This is a genomic window from Bacillus sp. 1780r2a1 (assembly GCA_024134725.1).
Classification (GTDB): Bacteria; Bacillota; Bacilli; order Bacillales; family Bacillaceae_H; genus Priestia; species Priestia aryabhattai_A.
The window spans coordinates 530,839-547,342 of the sequence record CP099863.1; the positions used below are offsets into that span (position 1 = coordinate 530,839).

General features: G+C 42.1%; 10 protein-coding genes, 16 tRNA genes and 3 rRNA genes. 27 read left to right on the forward strand and 2 right to left on the reverse strand.

Features of this window, described 5'->3' with window-relative positions; translation table 11 throughout:
* Positions 1–203: 203 nt before the first annotated feature.
* A complete protein-coding gene (locus NIZ91_02795) occupies positions 204–1,502 on the reverse strand; it encodes a glutamate-1-semialdehyde 2,1-aminomutase (protein ID USY55633.1) in 1,299 nt (432 codons plus the stop codon).
* Between the two features lie 148 nt (positions 1,503–1,650).
* Here NIZ91_02795 and NIZ91_02800 point away from each other — a divergent pair, with 148 nt between their 5' ends.
* From NIZ91_02800 to perR, 6 genes are all read left to right on the forward strand, one after another.
* Complete coding sequence (locus tag NIZ91_02800) at positions 1,651–2,664, forward strand: ATP-binding cassette domain-containing protein (GenBank protein USY55634.1); 1,014 nt, start codon at positions 1,651–1,653, stop codon at positions 2,662–2,664.
* A complete protein-coding gene (locus tag NIZ91_02805) occupies positions 2,657–3,448 on the forward strand; it encodes an ABC-2 family transporter protein (protein ID USY55635.1) in 792 nt (263 codons plus the stop codon). The genes NIZ91_02800 and NIZ91_02805 overlap by 8 nt, the downstream gene beginning before the upstream one ends.
* A gap of 3 nt (positions 3,449–3,451) precedes the next feature.
* Positions 3,452–4,237, forward strand: coding sequence for an ABC-2 family transporter protein (locus NIZ91_02810; protein ID USY55636.1), 786 nt, complete (start codon positions 3,452–3,454; stop codon positions 4,235–4,237).
* Positions 4,238–4,329: 92 nt separating this feature from the next.
* Positions 4,330–4,731 carry a potassium channel family protein gene (locus NIZ91_02815; GenBank protein ID USY55637.1) on the forward strand — a complete coding sequence of 134 codons (402 nt, stop codon included), beginning with the start codon at positions 4,330–4,332 and terminating at the stop codon, positions 4,729–4,731.
* A gap of 68 nt (positions 4,732–4,799) precedes the next feature.
* A complete protein-coding gene (gene bcp / locus NIZ91_02820) occupies positions 4,800–5,270 on the forward strand; it encodes a thioredoxin-dependent thiol peroxidase (GenBank protein ID USY55638.1) in 471 nt (156 codons plus the stop codon).
* A gap of 279 nt (positions 5,271–5,549) precedes the next feature.
* Positions 5,550–5,954, forward strand: a complete 405-nt coding sequence (gene perR, locus NIZ91_02825) for a peroxide-responsive transcriptional repressor PerR (GenBank protein ID USY57074.1) — start codon at positions 5,550–5,552, stop codon at positions 5,952–5,954.
* Between the two features lie 11 nt (positions 5,955–5,965).
* On the opposite strand, the gene NIZ91_02830 is transcribed toward perR, so the two are convergent.
* The gene (locus tag NIZ91_02830) at positions 5,966–6,337 is read right to left on the reverse strand and encodes a YgzB family protein (GenBank protein USY55639.1); all 372 of its coding nucleotides are present in this window, start codon (positions 6,335–6,337) and stop codon (positions 5,966–5,968) included.
* Positions 6,338–6,557: 220 nt separating this feature from the next.
* On the opposite strand from NIZ91_02830, the gene NIZ91_02835 reads away from it, so the two are divergent.
* The 21 genes from NIZ91_02835 to NIZ91_02935 all read left to right on the forward strand — a co-directional run bounded on the left by NIZ91_02835 (position 6,558) and on the right by NIZ91_02935 (position 16,379).
* Positions 6,558–7,427 (forward strand): nucleotidyltransferase-like protein, encoded by an 870-nt coding sequence (locus NIZ91_02835; protein ID USY55640.1) that lies wholly within the window; start codon positions 6,558–6,560, stop codon positions 7,425–7,427.
* A 277-nt stretch (positions 7,428–7,704) separates the two neighbouring features.
* Positions 7,705–9,257, forward strand: a 16S ribosomal RNA gene (locus NIZ91_02840).
* A gap of 224 nt (positions 9,258–9,481) precedes the next feature.
* A 23S ribosomal RNA gene (locus NIZ91_02845) occupies positions 9,482–12,416 on the forward strand.
* 219 nt (positions 12,417–12,635) lie between these two features.
* Positions 12,636–12,751 (forward strand): 5S ribosomal RNA (gene rrf / locus NIZ91_02850).
* The 16S, 23S and 5S rRNA genes sit together here with 16 tRNA genes alongside, the layout of an rRNA operon.
* Before the next feature lie 10 nt (positions 12,752–12,761).
* Positions 12,762–12,836 (forward strand) — tRNA-Asn (locus NIZ91_02855).
* Positions 12,837–12,839: 3 nt separating this feature from the next.
* Positions 12,840–12,931, forward strand: a tRNA-Ser gene (locus NIZ91_02860).
* Positions 12,932–12,945: 14 nt separating this feature from the next.
* Positions 12,946–13,020 (forward strand) — tRNA-Glu (locus tag NIZ91_02865).
* 18 nt (positions 13,021–13,038) lie between these two features.
* A tRNA-Val gene (locus NIZ91_02870) sits at positions 13,039–13,114 on the forward strand.
* A 16-nt stretch (positions 13,115–13,130) separates the two neighbouring features.
* Positions 13,131–13,207 (forward strand) — tRNA-Met (locus tag NIZ91_02875).
* 4 nt (positions 13,208–13,211) lie between these two features.
* Positions 13,212–13,287: transfer RNA gene (locus NIZ91_02880), tRNA-Asp, on the forward strand.
* 9 nt (positions 13,288–13,296) lie between these two features.
* Positions 13,297–13,372: transfer RNA gene (locus tag NIZ91_02885), tRNA-Phe, on the forward strand.
* 14 nt (positions 13,373–13,386) lie between these two features.
* Positions 13,387–13,462: transfer RNA gene (locus NIZ91_02890), tRNA-Thr, on the forward strand.
* 9 nt (positions 13,463–13,471) lie between these two features.
* A tRNA-Tyr gene (locus tag NIZ91_02895) sits at positions 13,472–13,555 on the forward strand.
* Positions 13,556–13,561: 6 nt separating this feature from the next.
* A tRNA-Trp gene (locus NIZ91_02900) sits at positions 13,562–13,635 on the forward strand.
* A 9-nt stretch (positions 13,636–13,644) separates the two neighbouring features.
* Positions 13,645–13,720 (forward strand) — tRNA-His (locus tag NIZ91_02905).
* A gap of 7 nt (positions 13,721–13,727) precedes the next feature.
* Positions 13,728–13,802 (forward strand) — tRNA-Gln (locus NIZ91_02910).
* Between the two features lie 8 nt (positions 13,803–13,810).
* Positions 13,811–13,885 (forward strand) — tRNA-Gly (locus NIZ91_02915).
* A 15-nt stretch (positions 13,886–13,900) separates the two neighbouring features.
* Positions 13,901–13,974, forward strand: a tRNA-Cys gene (locus tag NIZ91_02920).
* 18 nt (positions 13,975–13,992) lie between these two features.
* Positions 13,993–14,081: transfer RNA gene (locus NIZ91_02925), tRNA-Leu, on the forward strand.
* 29 nt (positions 14,082–14,110) lie between these two features.
* Positions 14,111–14,192: transfer RNA gene (locus tag NIZ91_02930), tRNA-Leu, on the forward strand.
* 258 nt (positions 14,193–14,450) lie between these two features.
* On the forward strand, positions 14,451–16,379 hold the full coding sequence (locus NIZ91_02935; GenBank protein ID USY55641.1) for a fructose-1,6-bisphosphatase: 1,929 nt from the start codon (positions 14,451–14,453) through the stop codon (positions 16,377–16,379).
* Positions 16,380–16,504 lie beyond the last annotated feature (125 nt).

Here is a 16,504-nt window from a genome sequence, read left to right on the forward strand (position 1 = left end):
CCTTTCTGTACATAAGATTTTGATAAAATCAATAAAAGCTTCTTTATAGTATACATAACCCATCTCGAATTATATAAACAATAACATACTATACAAGGTTTGCATGTGGATATCAAGAGGAAGGAATAAGAAAAATCCCGTTAAATAACGGGATTTTTCGACAAGTATTTTTACGTTCGAGTAGTTTACAAGAAAATAAAGACTTATAATTCTTTGCTTAGTTGCTCAAAAGTTTTTTCTACAGCTTTTAACGTCATGCGAATATCTTTTTCTGTATGTTCTGTTGTTAAGAACCAAGCTTCATATTTAGAAGGAGCTAAATTGATACCTTGATGAAGCATGAGCTTGAAGAATTTTGCAAACAATTCACCGTCTGTATTTTCAGCTTGTTCGTAGTTAGTGACTGTTTCTGTTGTGAAATAAAGTGTTAACGCACCTTTTAAACGGTTGATAGTAATTGGCATTTTATATGTACGAGCATGTTTTAAAATACCTTCTTCAAGCATCGCACCAAGCTTGTCCATCTTGTCGTATACGCCTTCTTCTTTTAAGATTTCTAAACACGCAATTCCAGAAAGCATGGAAGCAGGATTTCCAGCCATTGTTCCAGCTTGGTAAGCGGGACCTAGGGGAGCAACTTTTTCCATAATTTCTTGTTTACCGCCGTATGCTCCAATTGGAAGGCCTCCACCGATAATTTTTCCTAATGCTGTTAAGTCTGGTGTCACGCCAAGTAAGTCTTGGGCACCCCCATACATGAATCGGAAAGCAGTGATGACTTCATCATAAATAACAAGTGCACCTGCTGCATGTGTTAGTTCATTTACTTGTTCTAAAAAGCCTGGGTGTGGCTCAACAATTCCAAAATTCCCTACGATTGGCTCGACAAGAACACCAGCAATTTGGTCTCCCCATTTTTCTAAAGCTTCTTTAAATGGTTCAATGTCATTAAATGGAACGGTAATAACTTCGTTAGCAATGCTTTTTGGTACGCCTGCTGAGTCTGGTGTGCCGAGTGTTGAAGGACCAGATCCTGCTGCTACAAGCACAAGGTCTGAGTGTCCATGGTAGCAACCAGCAAATTTAATAATTTTGTCGCGGCCTGTATATGCTCGCGCTACGCGGATCGTTGTCATTACAGCTTCGGTTCCAGAGTTGACAAAGCGGACTTTATCCATGGCAGGCATCGCTTCTTTTAACATCTTTGCAAATTTTACTTCATGAGCAGTCGGAGTACCGTATAATACTCCTGTTTCCGCTGCGTGGGTAATTGCCTTTGTGATATGAGGGTGAGCATGACCAGTGATGATTGGGCCGTATGCTGCTAAATAATCAATATATTTATTCCCATCAACATCCCAAAAATAAGCACCCTTTGCTTTTTCCATTGCAACTGGTGAACCGCCACCTACTGCTTTATATGAACGAGACGGACTGTTTACACCGCCGACAATATGTTGAAGTGCTTCTCCGTGAAGCTGTTCTGATTTCGTAAACTGCATAATATGCCTCCTAAAGTATAATTCCACGTTCTATTCTATCAAACTTATTTGTTTCTTGAAAAACATTGTAGAAGGTGTATGATAGAAAACTGTGCATGAGCAATTTAAATAAGTAGATAAAACTAGTTAAATAGATGGAGGAAACGAGATGAAAAATGCAATTGAGGTAAAGGGATTGCGAAAAGAATTTAAGGCTTATTCGAGTCGCTCCGGCTTAAAGGGTGCGTTTCGTGATTTATTTACACGAAATTATAAAGTGCTAAGAGCTGTAAATGATATTTCGTTTACAGTCAAACAAGGTGAGATGGTTGGATACATCGGAGAGAATGGAGCAGGAAAATCGACAACCATTAAAATGCTGACGGGGATTTTAACACCAACTGACGGTGAAATTCAAGTGAACGGAATGAATCCTCACAAAGAGCGTGAACAGTTTACCCGTACCATTGGGGTAGTATTTGGCCAGCGCTCACAGCTTTGGTGGGATATTGCGGTGCAAGAGTCGTTCCGTCTATTAAAAAAAGTATATAAAGTATCAGATGAAGATTATAACAATCATATGGAGCACGTTATTCGAACCCTGGATATTGGTCCATTATTAGATAAGCCGGTGAGAAAGCTATCTCTTGGTCAACGAATGCGATGTGAATTGGCGGCAGCGCTTATTCATAACCCACCGCTACTTTTTTTAGATGAGCCAACTATTGGATTAGATGTGTTAGTGAAACTCAAAATTCGTCAGTTTCTAAAAGAAATTAACGAAAAATACAATACAACAATCCTATTAACAACGCATGATTTAGCTGACATTGAAGCCTTATGTGAACGTGTTGTGATGTTGGATGAAGGAAACATTATTTATGATGGTTCGCTACAAAAGCTACGCTCTAACTGGGGAGATATGAAACAGGTTATATTTGAATTCACAAAAGAACCACTCCAAGAGCAGTTGCATTTAATTACACAGGGATTGCCTGTTACGTGGGTAAGGGGAGACCGCCTCAACAGCTGGGTTGCTAATCTTGAAAACAAAGGGGATAGTATGTCGCAGCTGATTGCTAAGGTCGCTGCTAAATATGAAATTGCTGATTTGAGTATTCACGAAATTTCAACTGAAGAAGTTATTCGTAACATCTATGAAGAAGGTGTTGTGAATGGATAAGTATATTGAAATGATACGCATTCGCTTTTTAATGATGCTTGCGTATCGAACAAATTACTACAGCGGTATTTTAATTTATGCCATTAATATTGGAGCTTATTATTTTTTATGGTCTGCAATTTATGGAGGGAAAGAAAATATTCAAGGGCTGTCAATGACTCAGATGACGACATATGTAGCTGTTTCCTGGATGGCACGTGCTTTTTATTTTAACAACATTGATCGTGAGATGGCCATGGAAATTAAAGATGGGAAAGTAGCAGTTGAATTAATTAAGCCTTATAACTATCTTGGAATGAAAATGATGCAGGGGCTTGGAGAAGGGATTTTTAGGCTTTTATTCTTTTCAATTCCTGGAATGGTGATTGTATGGTTTTTATTCCCTATCGATTTATCAGGTCACGTACAGACATGGATTTATTTTAGTTTTTCAATTATCTTTAGCTTTATTGTAAATACTCAAATTAACTTATTAACTGGAATTACGACATTTTTCTTGTTTAATAATGATGGATTAATTCGAGCAAAGCGCGTTGTCATTGATTTGTTTTCAGGACTTTTATTACCGATTAGCTTTTATCCTCTTTGGGCACAAGACTTAATGGGTTATCTGCCTTTTCAAGCAATCAGCTATATTCCAAGCATGATCTTTACAGAAGGCTTCACGAGGAGTGAAGTGGTAGCTGCATTGATAACACAGCTCATTTGGTCATTGCTTTTATTTGTTCCCATCGTCTTTCTATGGAATTTTGCAAAGAAAAAGATGGTTATCCAAGGAGGGTGAAAAATGTTTTATTTTTCTATGTTCTTTCAATACATCAGCCAATACATGAAAACTAGGCTCCAATATCGAGCTGACATGGTAGTGGAACTTTTATCTGATTTGCTGTTTCAAGCAGTAAACTTAATCTTTATTTTAGTTGTATTTGGTCATACGCAATTTTTAAACGGTTGGTCCCGAGAAGAAATTATCTTTATTTATGGATTTTTCTTAGTACCTTTTGCAGTCTTTTCTTCATTTTTTAATATTTGGGACTTTAATGAGCGCTATATTGTTAAAGGTGAAATGGATCGCATCTTAACTAGGCCTATCCACAGCTTGTTTCAAGTTATTTTAGAAAGAATGGAATTAGAGTCTTTGTTTGGAGCAATCACTGGGGTAGCTGTGATGATTTATGCAGGCTCCATTTTAAATCTTTCGTTTGCTTGGTATGACTTTTTCATCTTCATTCTATTTGTGCTTGGCGGAGCGTTAGTATATGCAGGAATTTTTATTGCACTTGCAAGCATCGGCTTTTGGTCAGACGCTCGGACGTCTATTATGCCAACAATGTATAACATTGGAAATTATGGGCGCTATCCTGTTGATATCTATAATAATGTCATTCGTTATGTACTAACATGGATTTTACCGTTCGCTTTTGTTGGTGTATACCCAGCGGCTTATTTCTTAGGTAGAGAAGAATGGTACGGTTATGCATTTTTAACCCCGGTTATGGGAATTATCTTTTTTACTCTAGCTATTGTCCTATGGAATGTTGGTGTGAAAAGGTATCGAGGAGCAGGCAATTGATGCCTGCTTTTTTTGTGTTATTGAATAGTAATGAGTAGGGAAGGGACAACGTATAGTAATACAAGAACTTTTTTACTTAAAGGAGTATCTGTATGACGGTTTCGTTGATTCTAGTCATTGTGTTTCTAATGGTAGGAAGTATGAAATTTTTGTTTGAAAGAGAGCTGGGTGAATTTCATTTCTTCTCACTTGGGCACTTTTTTGTTTTACTTTATTCATATTTAACGGTTTTACTTGGCTTTAGCTTAATCTACACAGTTTGTGAAATGAGTAATATAGAAGTAATTAGCGGAGGGTTTTACCATCAAGAACACTATTTTTATACATTGTTTAACAGTATGTATTTTAGTGCCATTACCCTGTTTTCTGTAGGGTATGGCGATATGTATCCCGTTGGCATTGGAAAGATGTTTGCGACTATTGAAGCGTTAATTGGATATATGATGCCAGCTGTTTTTGTGATTCGTACTGTAAGTCGAAACGAGAAAGCTTAAAGTTGTCTTAAATCGCGAAATTGGTTACCCTATACTAAAAGAGAACTGTATTAAAGGAGCGATATAAGATGACAGTAACTGTAGGTGAAGTAGCACCAGATTTTAAACTAGCAGCTAACAATGGAGAAGAGGTAGGTTTATCTGACTATAAAGGTCAAAATATTGTACTTTACTTTTATCCCAAAGATATGACGCCTGGCTGTACGACGGAAGCGTGTGATTTCAGAGATGCTCATCAAGAATTTGCAGATTTAGATGCCGTTATCTTGGGCGTAAGTCCAGATCCAATCGACAAACATCAAAAGTTTATTGATAAACACGGACTACCATTTTTATTATTAGCCGACGAAGATCACCAAGTTGCCGAGGCATATGGCGTATGGAAGTTAAAAAAGAACTTTGGAAAAGAGTACATGGGCATCGAGCGTTCGACGTTCATTATTAACAAAGACGGTGAAATTGCGAAAGAGTATCGTAAAGTGCGTGTGAAAGACCACGTAGCAGAAGCTTTGCACTTTATTAAAGAGAATTTAGTATAATTAAGGCATTCGTCTATAGCAAAATCTTTTGTTGTGCGTATGATAACAGTGTAGGGCATACCTCCTCAGGTGTTACGATATAAAACGCGACTTAGATAGTCGCGTTTTTTTTTGCGGAATGAACGAGAAGCTGTTTAAAAATAATATATAGTAGGAATCGCTAATGAGATTGACAAAGTGAAGCAGTAAGAGTTACACTAATTGTAAGAATTATAAAGTAAGAATGCTTATAGAAGAGAGGTGCATGACGTGTCAAATCATTTACAAGAAGCGCTTGAAATGCTGAAAGAAACTGGCGTTCGCATTACACCGCAACGTCATGCTATTTTAGAGTATTTAATCAATTCAATGACACATCCAACTGCTGATGATATTTATAAAGCATTGGAGGATAAATTTCCTAATATGAGTGTGGCAACCGTTTATAATAATCTACGCGTATTTAAAGAAGTAGGAATTGTAAAAGAGCTAACTTACGGAGATGCTTCAAGTCGTTTTGATTATATTACGACAGAGCATTACCACGTAATATGCGAAGAGTGTGGGAAAATCGTTGACTTCCATTATCCAGGATTAGATGAAGTAGAAGCACTTGCAGCGCACATTACCGGGTTTGATATTAGTCACCATCGTATGGAGATTTATGGTACTTGTTCGGATTGTACAACTAAAAAAGCACATTAAAAAGCTGATAGTTATGATATACTATCAGCTTTCTTTGTGTCTTTCCTATTATACTTTTCGTTAAATTCCTTCCCGTCAAGTGCTGGGTCTAAAGTCAAAGGCTCATTACAGTGCATACATAAGTCTACTCTTCCAAGCATTTTTGTATGTTTATTGCAGGTTGGACATGTGACCTGGACAGCTTTAGTAGAAAGCATGCCAATCCAAAAATAAACAACGGTACTAGCGACAATACATAGTAACCCCAATAGCATAAAAATGGTCATAAGCCACATGGAAGATTTAAAAAAGATTCCTCCATACATCACGATGAAGCCAATAAAAATTAAGCTTAATGCAAATGTCCTGATTTTATTGATTTTACTTGAGTATTTAATTCCCATGAAAAATCTCCCTCCCATTTTATAAATATAGCATAATTGTAAGAAAAATAAGTCTTTTAGGTTGAATTAACTGATAGAACTGTTTAGGGAAGGAATACAAGAGAGAATTTGTTATAATAATCTGTGAGGAAATCCGTCACGAACATTCACACTAAATGTGTTTCAATATAAAAGAAGATTAGACCAATATCTTTAATTATGATAGTGAGGAGCTTGTAGAATGGAAGATATTTTACGCCCGCTATACCAAGAGCGTGCAAGTAAAAAAGAAACGTTAGGCATTTTATTGATAGAAAAAAGGAAAACAGATTCACCAGTTACAGATGATCTAGATGCCATACTATTTATTATTACAAGTAACAATGAGCTACCTGTGTTTGTTAAGCAATATGAGTATAAAGAACAAAGAGCAGCTCTTTATGTAGCTTCAGAACAGCAAATCAGCGAATGGATTATGATGGGTACCAACCGACGCACTGTGGATTGGGTGTTGAATGGAAAAGTACTGTTTGATCGTAACGAATACGTAGCAAATTTGAAAAAGAGACTGCTCGATTTCCCCCGCGAAGATCGAGTGAAGAGGATAGGTATTGAGTTTGCTAAGCTTATTCGCCGTTTTAAAGAAGGTAAAGATTTTTATACGTCAAATCATTATCTAGATGCATTCAATCATGTGGTTCATGCTTTGCATCATTTAGCGCGTCTTTCCGTACTAGAAAATGGATTTTATCCAGAGGTTACTGTTTGGAATCAAGTGAAAAAAATTGAGCCTTCTATTTATCGTTTATATGAAGAGCTTGTCGGCAGCCAAGAAGAAATAAACAAAAAGCTTGAGCTATTGTTCTTAGCTAGTGAGCTTTATGTGAATAAAAAGGTTGAAATAGGTTCTACACATCTATTAACAATTATGAGTGAAAAAGAAGAGTGGACGTTTAATGAGCTCATTTCACATCAGCAAGTTAACCCATACGCAATTGATCTAGGAATCTTACTCGAATTTCTCATCCAAAAAGAGATTGTAGTCGTTCATAAAATAGAAACAAAAGGAAAGAGTTTATATCACCGCCATTATGCTATTAATAAGGGGTAATGAAGGAAAAGATAAAAAAACAAATGTTTTTTTATCTTTTTTTTAAAAAACCTGTTGACGTTCATGAAAATGCATGTTAAATTTATATACGTCGCCGATGAGCGATACCAAGTTTATGAAAAACTTGAAAAATAATCTTAAAAAAGTTGTTGACAAAACGTTAACTGCTTGATAAGATAAGAAAGTCGCTTAAGGGCGACGGTTGAACTTTGAAAACTGAACAAAGCGACAAACGTCAACGTTAATTTTTTAAACTTTTATGAGCAAGTCAAACATTTCTTCGGAGAGTTTGATCCTGGCTCAGGATGAACGCTGGCGGCGTGCCTAATACATGCAAGTCGAGCGAACTGATTAGAAGCTTGCTTCTATGACGTTAGCGGCGGACGGGTGAGTAACACGTGGGCAACCTGCCTGTAAGACTGGGATAACTCCGGGAAACCGGAGCTAATACCGGATAACATTTTCTCTTGCATAAGAGAAAATTGAAAGATGGTTTCGGCTATCACTTACAGATGGGCCCGCGGTGCATTAGCTAGTTGGTGAGGTAACGGCTCACCAAGGCAACGATGCATAGCCGACCTGAGAGGGTGATCGGCCACACTGGGACTGAGACACGGCCCAGACTCCTACGGGAGGCAGCAGTAGGGAATCTTCCGCAATGGACGAAAGTCTGACGGAGCAACGCCGCGTGAGTGATGAAGGCTTTCGGGTCGTAAAACTCTGTTGTTAGGGAAGAACAAGTACAAGAGTAACTGCTTGTACCTTGACGGTACCTAACCAGAAAGCCACGGCTAACTACGTGCCAGCAGCCGCGGTAATACGTAGGTGGCAAGCGTTATCCGGAATTATTGGGCGTAAAGCGCGCGCAGGCGGTTTCTTAAGTCTGATGTGAAAGCCCACGGCTCAACCGTGGAGGGTCATTGGAAACTGGGGAACTTGAGTGCAGAAGAGAAAAGCGGAATTCCACGTGTAGCGGTGAAATGCGTAGAGATGTGGAGGAACACCAGTGGCGAAGGCGGCTTTTTGGTCTGTAACTGACGCTGAGGCGCGAAAGCGTGGGGAGCAAACAGGATTAGATACCCTGGTAGTCCACGCCGTAAACGATGAGTGCTAAGTGTTAGAGGGTTTCCGCCCTTTAGTGCTGCAGCTAACGCATTAAGCACTCCGCCTGGGGAGTACGGTCGCAAGACTGAAACTCAAAGGAATTGACGGGGGCCCGCACAAGCGGTGGAGCATGTGGTTTAATTCGAAGCAACGCGAAGAACCTTACCAGGTCTTGACATCCTCTGACAACTCTAGAGATAGAGCGTTCCCCTTCGGGGGACAGAGTGACAGGTGGTGCATGGTTGTCGTCAGCTCGTGTCGTGAGATGTTGGGTTAAGTCCCGCAACGAGCGCAACCCTTGATCTTAGTTGCCAGCATTAAGTTGGGCACTCTAAGGTGACTGCCGGTGACAAACCGGAGGAAGGTGGGGATGACGTCAAATCATCATGCCCCTTATGACCTGGGCTACACACGTGCTACAATGGATGGTACAAAGGGCTGCAAGACCGCGAGGTCAAGCCAATCCCATAAAACCATTCTCAGTTCGGATTGTAGGCTGCAACTCGCCTACATGAAGCTGGAATCGCTAGTAATCGCGGATCAGCATGCCGCGGTGAATACGTTCCCGGGCCTTGTACACACCGCCCGTCACACCACGAGAGTTTGTAACACCCGAAGTCGGTGGGGTAACCTTTATGGAGCCAGCCGCCTAAGGTGGGACAGATGATTGGGGTGAAGTCGTAACAAGGTAGCCGTATCGGAAGGTGCGGCTGGATCACCTCCTTTCTAAGGATTTTTACAAGACGTACGTTTTGAAGCTTTGTTCAGTTTTGAGAGTTCAATCTCTCATTAATAGAAAGTACATCACTTTCTTCTTATCTAATAAGAAGAATTTTGAGTGCGATTGTTCTTTGAAAACTAGATAACAGTAATAGCTGAGGAAAAGTGAAACTTTTCTTTAATCAAACCAATAAATAACGCAACGCAAGTTGCACCATTTATTCGCTAATGGTTAAGTTAGAAAGGGCGCACGGTGAATGCCTTGGCACTAGGAGCCGATGAAGGACGGGACTAACACCGATATGCTTCGGGGAGCTGTAAGTAAGCTTTGATCCGGAGATTTCCGAATGGGGAAACCCACTGTTCGTAATGGAGCAGTATCTTTATCTGAATACATAGGATATTGAAGGCAGACCCGGGGAACTGAAACATCTAAGTACCCGGAGGAAGAGAAAGCAAATGCGATTTCCTGAGTAGCGGCGAGCGAAACGGAATTAGCCCAAACCAAGAGGCTTGCCTCTTGGGGTTGTAGGACACTCTATACGGAGTTACAAAGGAACGAGGTAAATGAAGAGGTCTGGAAAGGCCCGTCAAAGAAGGTAACAACCCTGTAGTTGAAACTTCGTTCCCTCTTGAGTGGATCCTGAGTACGGCGGAACACGTGAAATTCCGTCGGAAGCTGGGAGGACCATCTCCCAAGGCTAAATACTCCCTAGTGACCGATAGTGAACCAGTACCGTGAGGGAAAGGTGAAAAGCACCCCGGAAGGGGAGTGAAAGAGATCCTGAAACCGTGTGCCTACAAGTAGTCAGAGCCCGTTAATGGGTGATGGCGTGCCTTTTGTAGAATGAACCGGCGAGTTACGATCCCATGCAAGGTTAAGTTGAAGAGACGGAGCCGTAGCGAAAGCGAGTCTGAATAGGGCGTTTAGTATGTGGTTGTAGACCCGAAACCAGGTGATCTACCCATGTCCAGGGTGAAGTTCAGGTAACACTGAATGGAGGCCCGAACCCACGCACGTTGAAAAGTGCGGGGATGAGGTGTGGGTAGCGGAGAAATTCCAATCGAACCTGGAGATAGCTGGTTCTCTCCGAAATAGCTTTAGGGCTAGCCTCACGTAGTGAGAGTCTTGGAGGTAGAGCACTGATTGGACTAGGGGCCCCCAACGGGTTACCGAATTCAGTCAAACTCCGAATGCCAAAGACTTATCCGTGGGAGTCAGACTGCGAGTGATAAGATCCGTAGTCAAAAGGGAAACAGCCCAGACCACCAGCTAAGGTCCCCAAGTATACGTTAAGTGGAAAAGGATGTGGAGTTGCTTAGACAACCAGGATGTTGGCTTAGAAGCAGCCACCATTTAAAGAGTGCGTAATAGCTCACTGGTCGAGTGACTCTGCGCCGAAAATGTACCGGGGCTAAACGTATCACCGAAGCTGTGGATTGACATCTTTGATGTCAGTGGTAGGAGAGCGTTCTAAGTGCTGCGAAGCTAGACCGTAAGGACTGGTGGAGCGCTTAGAAGTGAGAATGCCGGTATGAGTAGCGAAAGACAAGTGAGAATCTTGTCCACCGAATGCCTAAGGTTTCCTGAGGAAGGCTCGTCCGCTCAGGGTTAGTCGGGACCTAAGCCGAGGCTGAAAAGCGTAGGCGATGGCCAACAGGTTGATATTCCTGTACCACCTCCCCGCCGTTTGAGTAATGGGGGGACGCAGGAGGATAGGGTAAGCGCGCTGCTGGATATGCGCGTTCAAGCAGTTAGGCTGATGAGTAGGCAAATCCGCTCATCATAAGGCTGAGCTGTGATGACGAGGGAAATATAGTACCGAAGTTCCTGATTCCACACTGCCAAGAAAAGCCTCTAGCGAGGCGGGAGGTGCCCGTACCGCAAACCGACACAGGTAGGCGAGGAGAGAATCCTAAGGTGATCGAGAGAACTCTCGTTAAGGAACTCGGCAAAATGACCCCGTAACTTCGGGAGAAGGGGTGCTCTGGTAGGGTGTATAGCCCGAGAGAGCCGCAGTGAATAGGCCCAGGCGACTGTTTAGCAAAAACACAGGTCTCTGCGAAGCCGCAAGGCGAAGTATAGGGGCTGACGCCTGCCCGGTGCTGGAAGGTTAAGAGGAGGGGTTATCCTTTGGGAGAAGCTCTGAATCGAAGCCCCAGTAAACGGCGGCCGTAACTATAACGGTCCTAAGGTAGCGAAATTCCTTGTCGGGTAAGTTCCGACCCGCACGAAAGGCGTAACGATCTGGGCACTGTCTCAACGAGAGACTCGGTGAAATTATAGTACCTGTGAAGATGCAGGTTACCCGCGACAGGACGGAAAGACCCCGTGGAGCTTTACTGTAGCCTGATATTGAATTTTGGTACAGCTTGTACAGGATAGGTAGGAGCCTGAGAAGCCGGAGCGCTAGCTTCGGTGGAGGCGTCGGTGGGATACTACCCTGGTTGTATTGAAATTCTAACCCGCAGCCCTGATCGGGCTGGGAGACAGTGTCAGGTGGGCAGTTTGACTGGGGCGGTCGCCTCCTAAAGAGTAACGGAGGCGCCCAAAGGTTCCCTCAGAATGGTTGGAAATCATTCGTAGAGTGTAAAGGCACAAGGGAGCTTGACTGCGAGACCTACAAGTCGAGCAGGGACGAAAGTCGGGCTTAGTGATCCGGTGGTTCCGCATGGAAGGGCCATCGCTCAACGGATAAAAGCTACCCCGGGGATAACAGGCTTATCTCCCCCAAGAGTCCACATCGACGGGGAGGTTTGGCACCTCGATGTCGGCTCATCGCATCCTGGGGCTGTAGTCGGTCCCAAGGGTTGGGCTGTTCGCCCATTAAAGCGGTACGCGAGCTGGGTTCAGAACGTCGTGAGACAGTTCGGTCCCTATCCGTCGTGGGCGTAGGAAATTTGAGAGGAGCTGTCCTTAGTACGAGAGGACCGGGATGGACACACCGCTGGTGTACCAGTTGTCTTGCCAAAGGCATCGCTGGGTAGCTATGTGTGGACGGGATAAGTGCTGAAAGCATCTAAGCATGAAGCCCCCCTCAAGATGAGATTTCCCATAGCGCAAGCTAGTAAGATCCCTGAAAGATGATCAGGTTGATAGGTCAGAGGTGGAAGCACGGCGACGTGTGTAGCTGACTGATACTAATCGATCGAGGACTTAACCAAATTAGAAAAGCGAAGGCGACTGTTCAATTGTGAAAGGCGTTGGAGCTTCTGATAGGGAAACCGCTTTTTGGTTTCAATAACAGAAGTGAAACGACCGAACAATTAGGAGCCGTAGCTAGACAGTAAACTTAGTACTCAGCAAAATGTTATCTAGTTTTGAAAGAATAAAAACTCAAAAAAGTCTTGATTTCTTTCGAAAATGTTGTATAATATAATATGTCTGGTGGCGATAGCAGAGAGGTCACACCCGTTCCCATGCCGAACACGGAAGTTAAGTTCTCTAGCGCCGATGGTAGTTGGGACTTTGTCCCTGTGAGAGTAGGACGTTGCCAGGCTTTATAAGATTCCACAGTAGCTCAGTGGTAGAGCAATCGGCTGTTAACCGATCGGTCGTAGGTTCGAGTCCTACCTGTGGAGCCATTTGGAGAGCTGTCCGAGTGGCCGAAGGAGCACGATTGGAAATCGTGTAGGCGGTTAACGCTGTCTCAAGGGTTCAAATCCCTTGCTCTCCGCCATTTACTTATTAAATGGCCCGTTGGTCAAGTGGTTAAGACACCGCCCTTTCACGGCGGTAACACGGGTTCGAATCCCGTACGGGTCACCATTATTCTTATACATAGTTGGAGGATTAGCTCAGCTGGGAGAGCACCTGCCTTACAAGCAGGGGGTCGGCGGTTCGATCCCGTCATCCTCCACCATTTACATTCTTATCATCGCGGGGTGGAGCAGTCTGGTAGCTCGTCGGGCTCATAACCCGAAGGTCGCAGGTTCAAATCCTGTCCCCGCAACCAAAGTGGTCCCGTGGTGTAGCGGTTAACATGCCTGCCTGTCACGCAGGAGATCGCGGGTTCGATTCCCGTCGGGACCGCCATTATAAGAAGGCTCGGTAGCTCAGTTGGTAGAGCAAAGGACTGAAAATCCTTGTGTCGGCGGTTCGATTCCGTCCCGAGCCACCATCTTATGAAAACATGCCGGTGTAGCTCAACTGGTAGAGCAACTGACTTGTAATCAGTAGGTTGGGGGTTCAAGTCCTCTTGCCGGCACCATGTTTTTCTGGAGGGGTAGCGAAGTGGCTAAACGCGGCGGACTGTAAATCCGCTCCTTCGGGTTCGGCAGTTCGAATCTGCCCCCCTCCACCATCTTATAGGGGTATAGTTTAAAGGTAGAACTACGGTCTCCAAAACCGTCAGTGTGGGTTCGATTCCTACTACCCCTGCCAATTAACACGGCGATTGTGGCGAAGTGGTTAACGCATCGGATTGTGGTTCCGACATTCGTGGGTTCGATTCCCATCAGTCGCCCCATTTTTATTGGGCTATAGCCAAGCGGTAAGGCAACGGACTTTGACTCCGTCATGCGTTGGTTCGAATCCAGCTAGCCCAGCCATATAATATGCGGAAGTAGTTCAGTGGTAGAACACCACCTTGCCAAGGTGGGGGTCGCGAGTTCGAACCTCGTCTTCCGCTCCATATTTTGAATAAAGTGGCGGCATAGCCAAGTGGTAAGGCAGAGGTCTGCAAAACCTTTATCACCGGTTCAAATCCGGTTGCCGCCTCCATTATTCACAATAAGTCCTGCCGGGGTGGTGGAATTGGCAGACACACAGGACTTAAAATCCTGCGGTAGGTGACTACCGTGCCGGTTCAAGTCCGGCCCTCGGCACCATTTATATTATTTCTGCCTTTTTTTATTTTGCCAGTGTGGCGGAATTGGCAGACGCGCACGACTCAAAATCGTGTTCCTTCGGGAGTGTCGGTTCGACCCCGACCACTGGTATTAGTTTTTACATAAACGGTAATAAAGTCAAGACTTCAACATCTCTGTTGAAGTCTTTTTTGTTTTCTTTATTTACTCAACCGCTTAAATGTTATGGCAGGTTAAATAAAATTTGTAAATTAGTTAACAAAATGTAATTCATCTCTCTAGAAGTCGAGTCTGAAGAGGTGTACAATAAGTACTAAAGATTAAAGACTCATGCAGTAAGCATATTTCGCTGCTGAGGTGATAAGTTAGTGTGAAAGGGGATACATAGTTTTGAACGTAAATTATTTAGATTTACTGGCTAAGAAGTACGATACGGAAGAGAAAGTTGTCACGGAAATTATTAATCTAGAAGCAATTCTTAATTTACCAAAAGGAACAGAGCACTTTGTAAGTGATTTACACGGCGAGTATCAGGCCTTTCAGCACGTATTACGAAATGGGTCAGGAAACGTAAAAGAAAAGATTAAAGATTTATTTAAGGATACTTTATCTCAACAAGAAATCAATGAATTTGCGACGCTTGTTTACTATCCAGAAGAGAAGCTGAAGATTATCAAGGCAAACTTTACTCGCAAGCAAGAGCTACGTGATTGGTATACGACAATGATTAATCGCATGCTTGATTTAGTGTTGTATGCATCATCGAAGTATACACGTTCAAAGGTACGTAAAGCCCTACCGGAGCAGTTTGCTTATATCATTGAAGAGCTTTTATATAAAACAGATGAATTCACGAATAAAGAGCATTATTATCATAAAATTGTGCAGCAAATCATTTCGTTAGGACAAGCTGATAAACTTATCTCGGGACTGGCCTATACAATTCAGCGTTTGGTTGTCGATCATTTGCATGTCGTTGGAGATATTTATGATCGTGGTCCCGAGCCTGATAAAATCATGGAAACTCTTATTAACTATCATTCTGTCGATATTCAGTGGGGAAACCATGACGTTCTTTGGATTGGAGCTTTTGCAGGTTCGAAAGTATGCTTAGCCAATATTGTTCGTATTTGTGCACGTTACAATAACTTAAATATTATTGAAGATGCGTATGGTATTAACTTACGACCGCTTCTAAACTTAGCAGAAAAATATTATGATGATAATCCTGCTTTCCGCCCAAAAGAAAATGTAGGTTCGCAACTATCTGAACATGAGCGTTTACAGATTACAAAAATTCATCAGGCTATCGCAATGATTCAGTTTAAACTTGAAATGCCAATTATTAAAAGACGCCCGTATTTTAATATGTCAGAGCGACTATTGCTTGAAAAAGTTAACTATGAAACAAATGAAATTACACTTGGAGATAAAACGTATCCTATTGAAAACGGATGTTTTGCAACTGTGAACTCTGAAAATCCACAAGAACTCTTAGAGGAAGAGGAGCAGGTTATTGAGAAATTATTGTTTTCAGTTCAACATTCTGAAAAGCTAGCAAGACATATGAACTTTCTTATGAATAAAGGAAATCTTTATCTAAAATATAACGGTAACTTACTTATCCATGGGTGTATTCCTTTAGATGAAGAAGGAAATATGGAAAAGATGACGATTGAAGGCAAGTCTTATTCTGGTCGTCAGCTGTTAGATGTGTTTGAGCAATATTTACGCTCTGCTTTCGCCCATCCGGATCAGACGGATGATTTAGCAACTGATATGGTTTGGTATTTATGGACAGGTGAATATTCATCGTTATTTGGAAAACGAGCGATGACGACGTTTGAGCGCTATTTTATTAAAGAGAAAGCAACGCATAAAGAAAAGAAAAATCCATATTATTACCTTCGTGAAAAAGAGGATATGTGTCGTCGAATATTAGCTGATTTTGGGTTAAATCCAGACCATGGTCATATTATTAATGGTCACACGCCTGTGAAAGAAATAGAGGGTGAAAATCCTGTTAAAGCAAATGGCAGAATGATTGTCATTGATGGTGGATTTTCAAAAGCATATCAATCACAAACTGGAATTGCAGGATATACGTTATTGTCTAATTCTTACGGCATGCAGTTAGTTGCTCATAAGCACTTTAACTCTAAAAAAGATATCTTATTGGACGAAGCTGATGTACTATCCGTTAAGCGACTGGTTGATAAAGAGTTAGAAAGAAAAATGGTAAAAGAAACAAATGTAGGTGAACAGATATTAGAAGAAATTTCAGTTTTAAAAGCTTTAAGAGATTATCAATATAGCTAAGAAATGTGCTTTGCAAGATGGCTTGCAAAGCACATTTTTTATAGAAAATTAATAGTTCGTTAATATCTTCACATAAATTTAATAGAAGGGTTGCAATTCATGTCGAAAGGTATTATAATTAATGT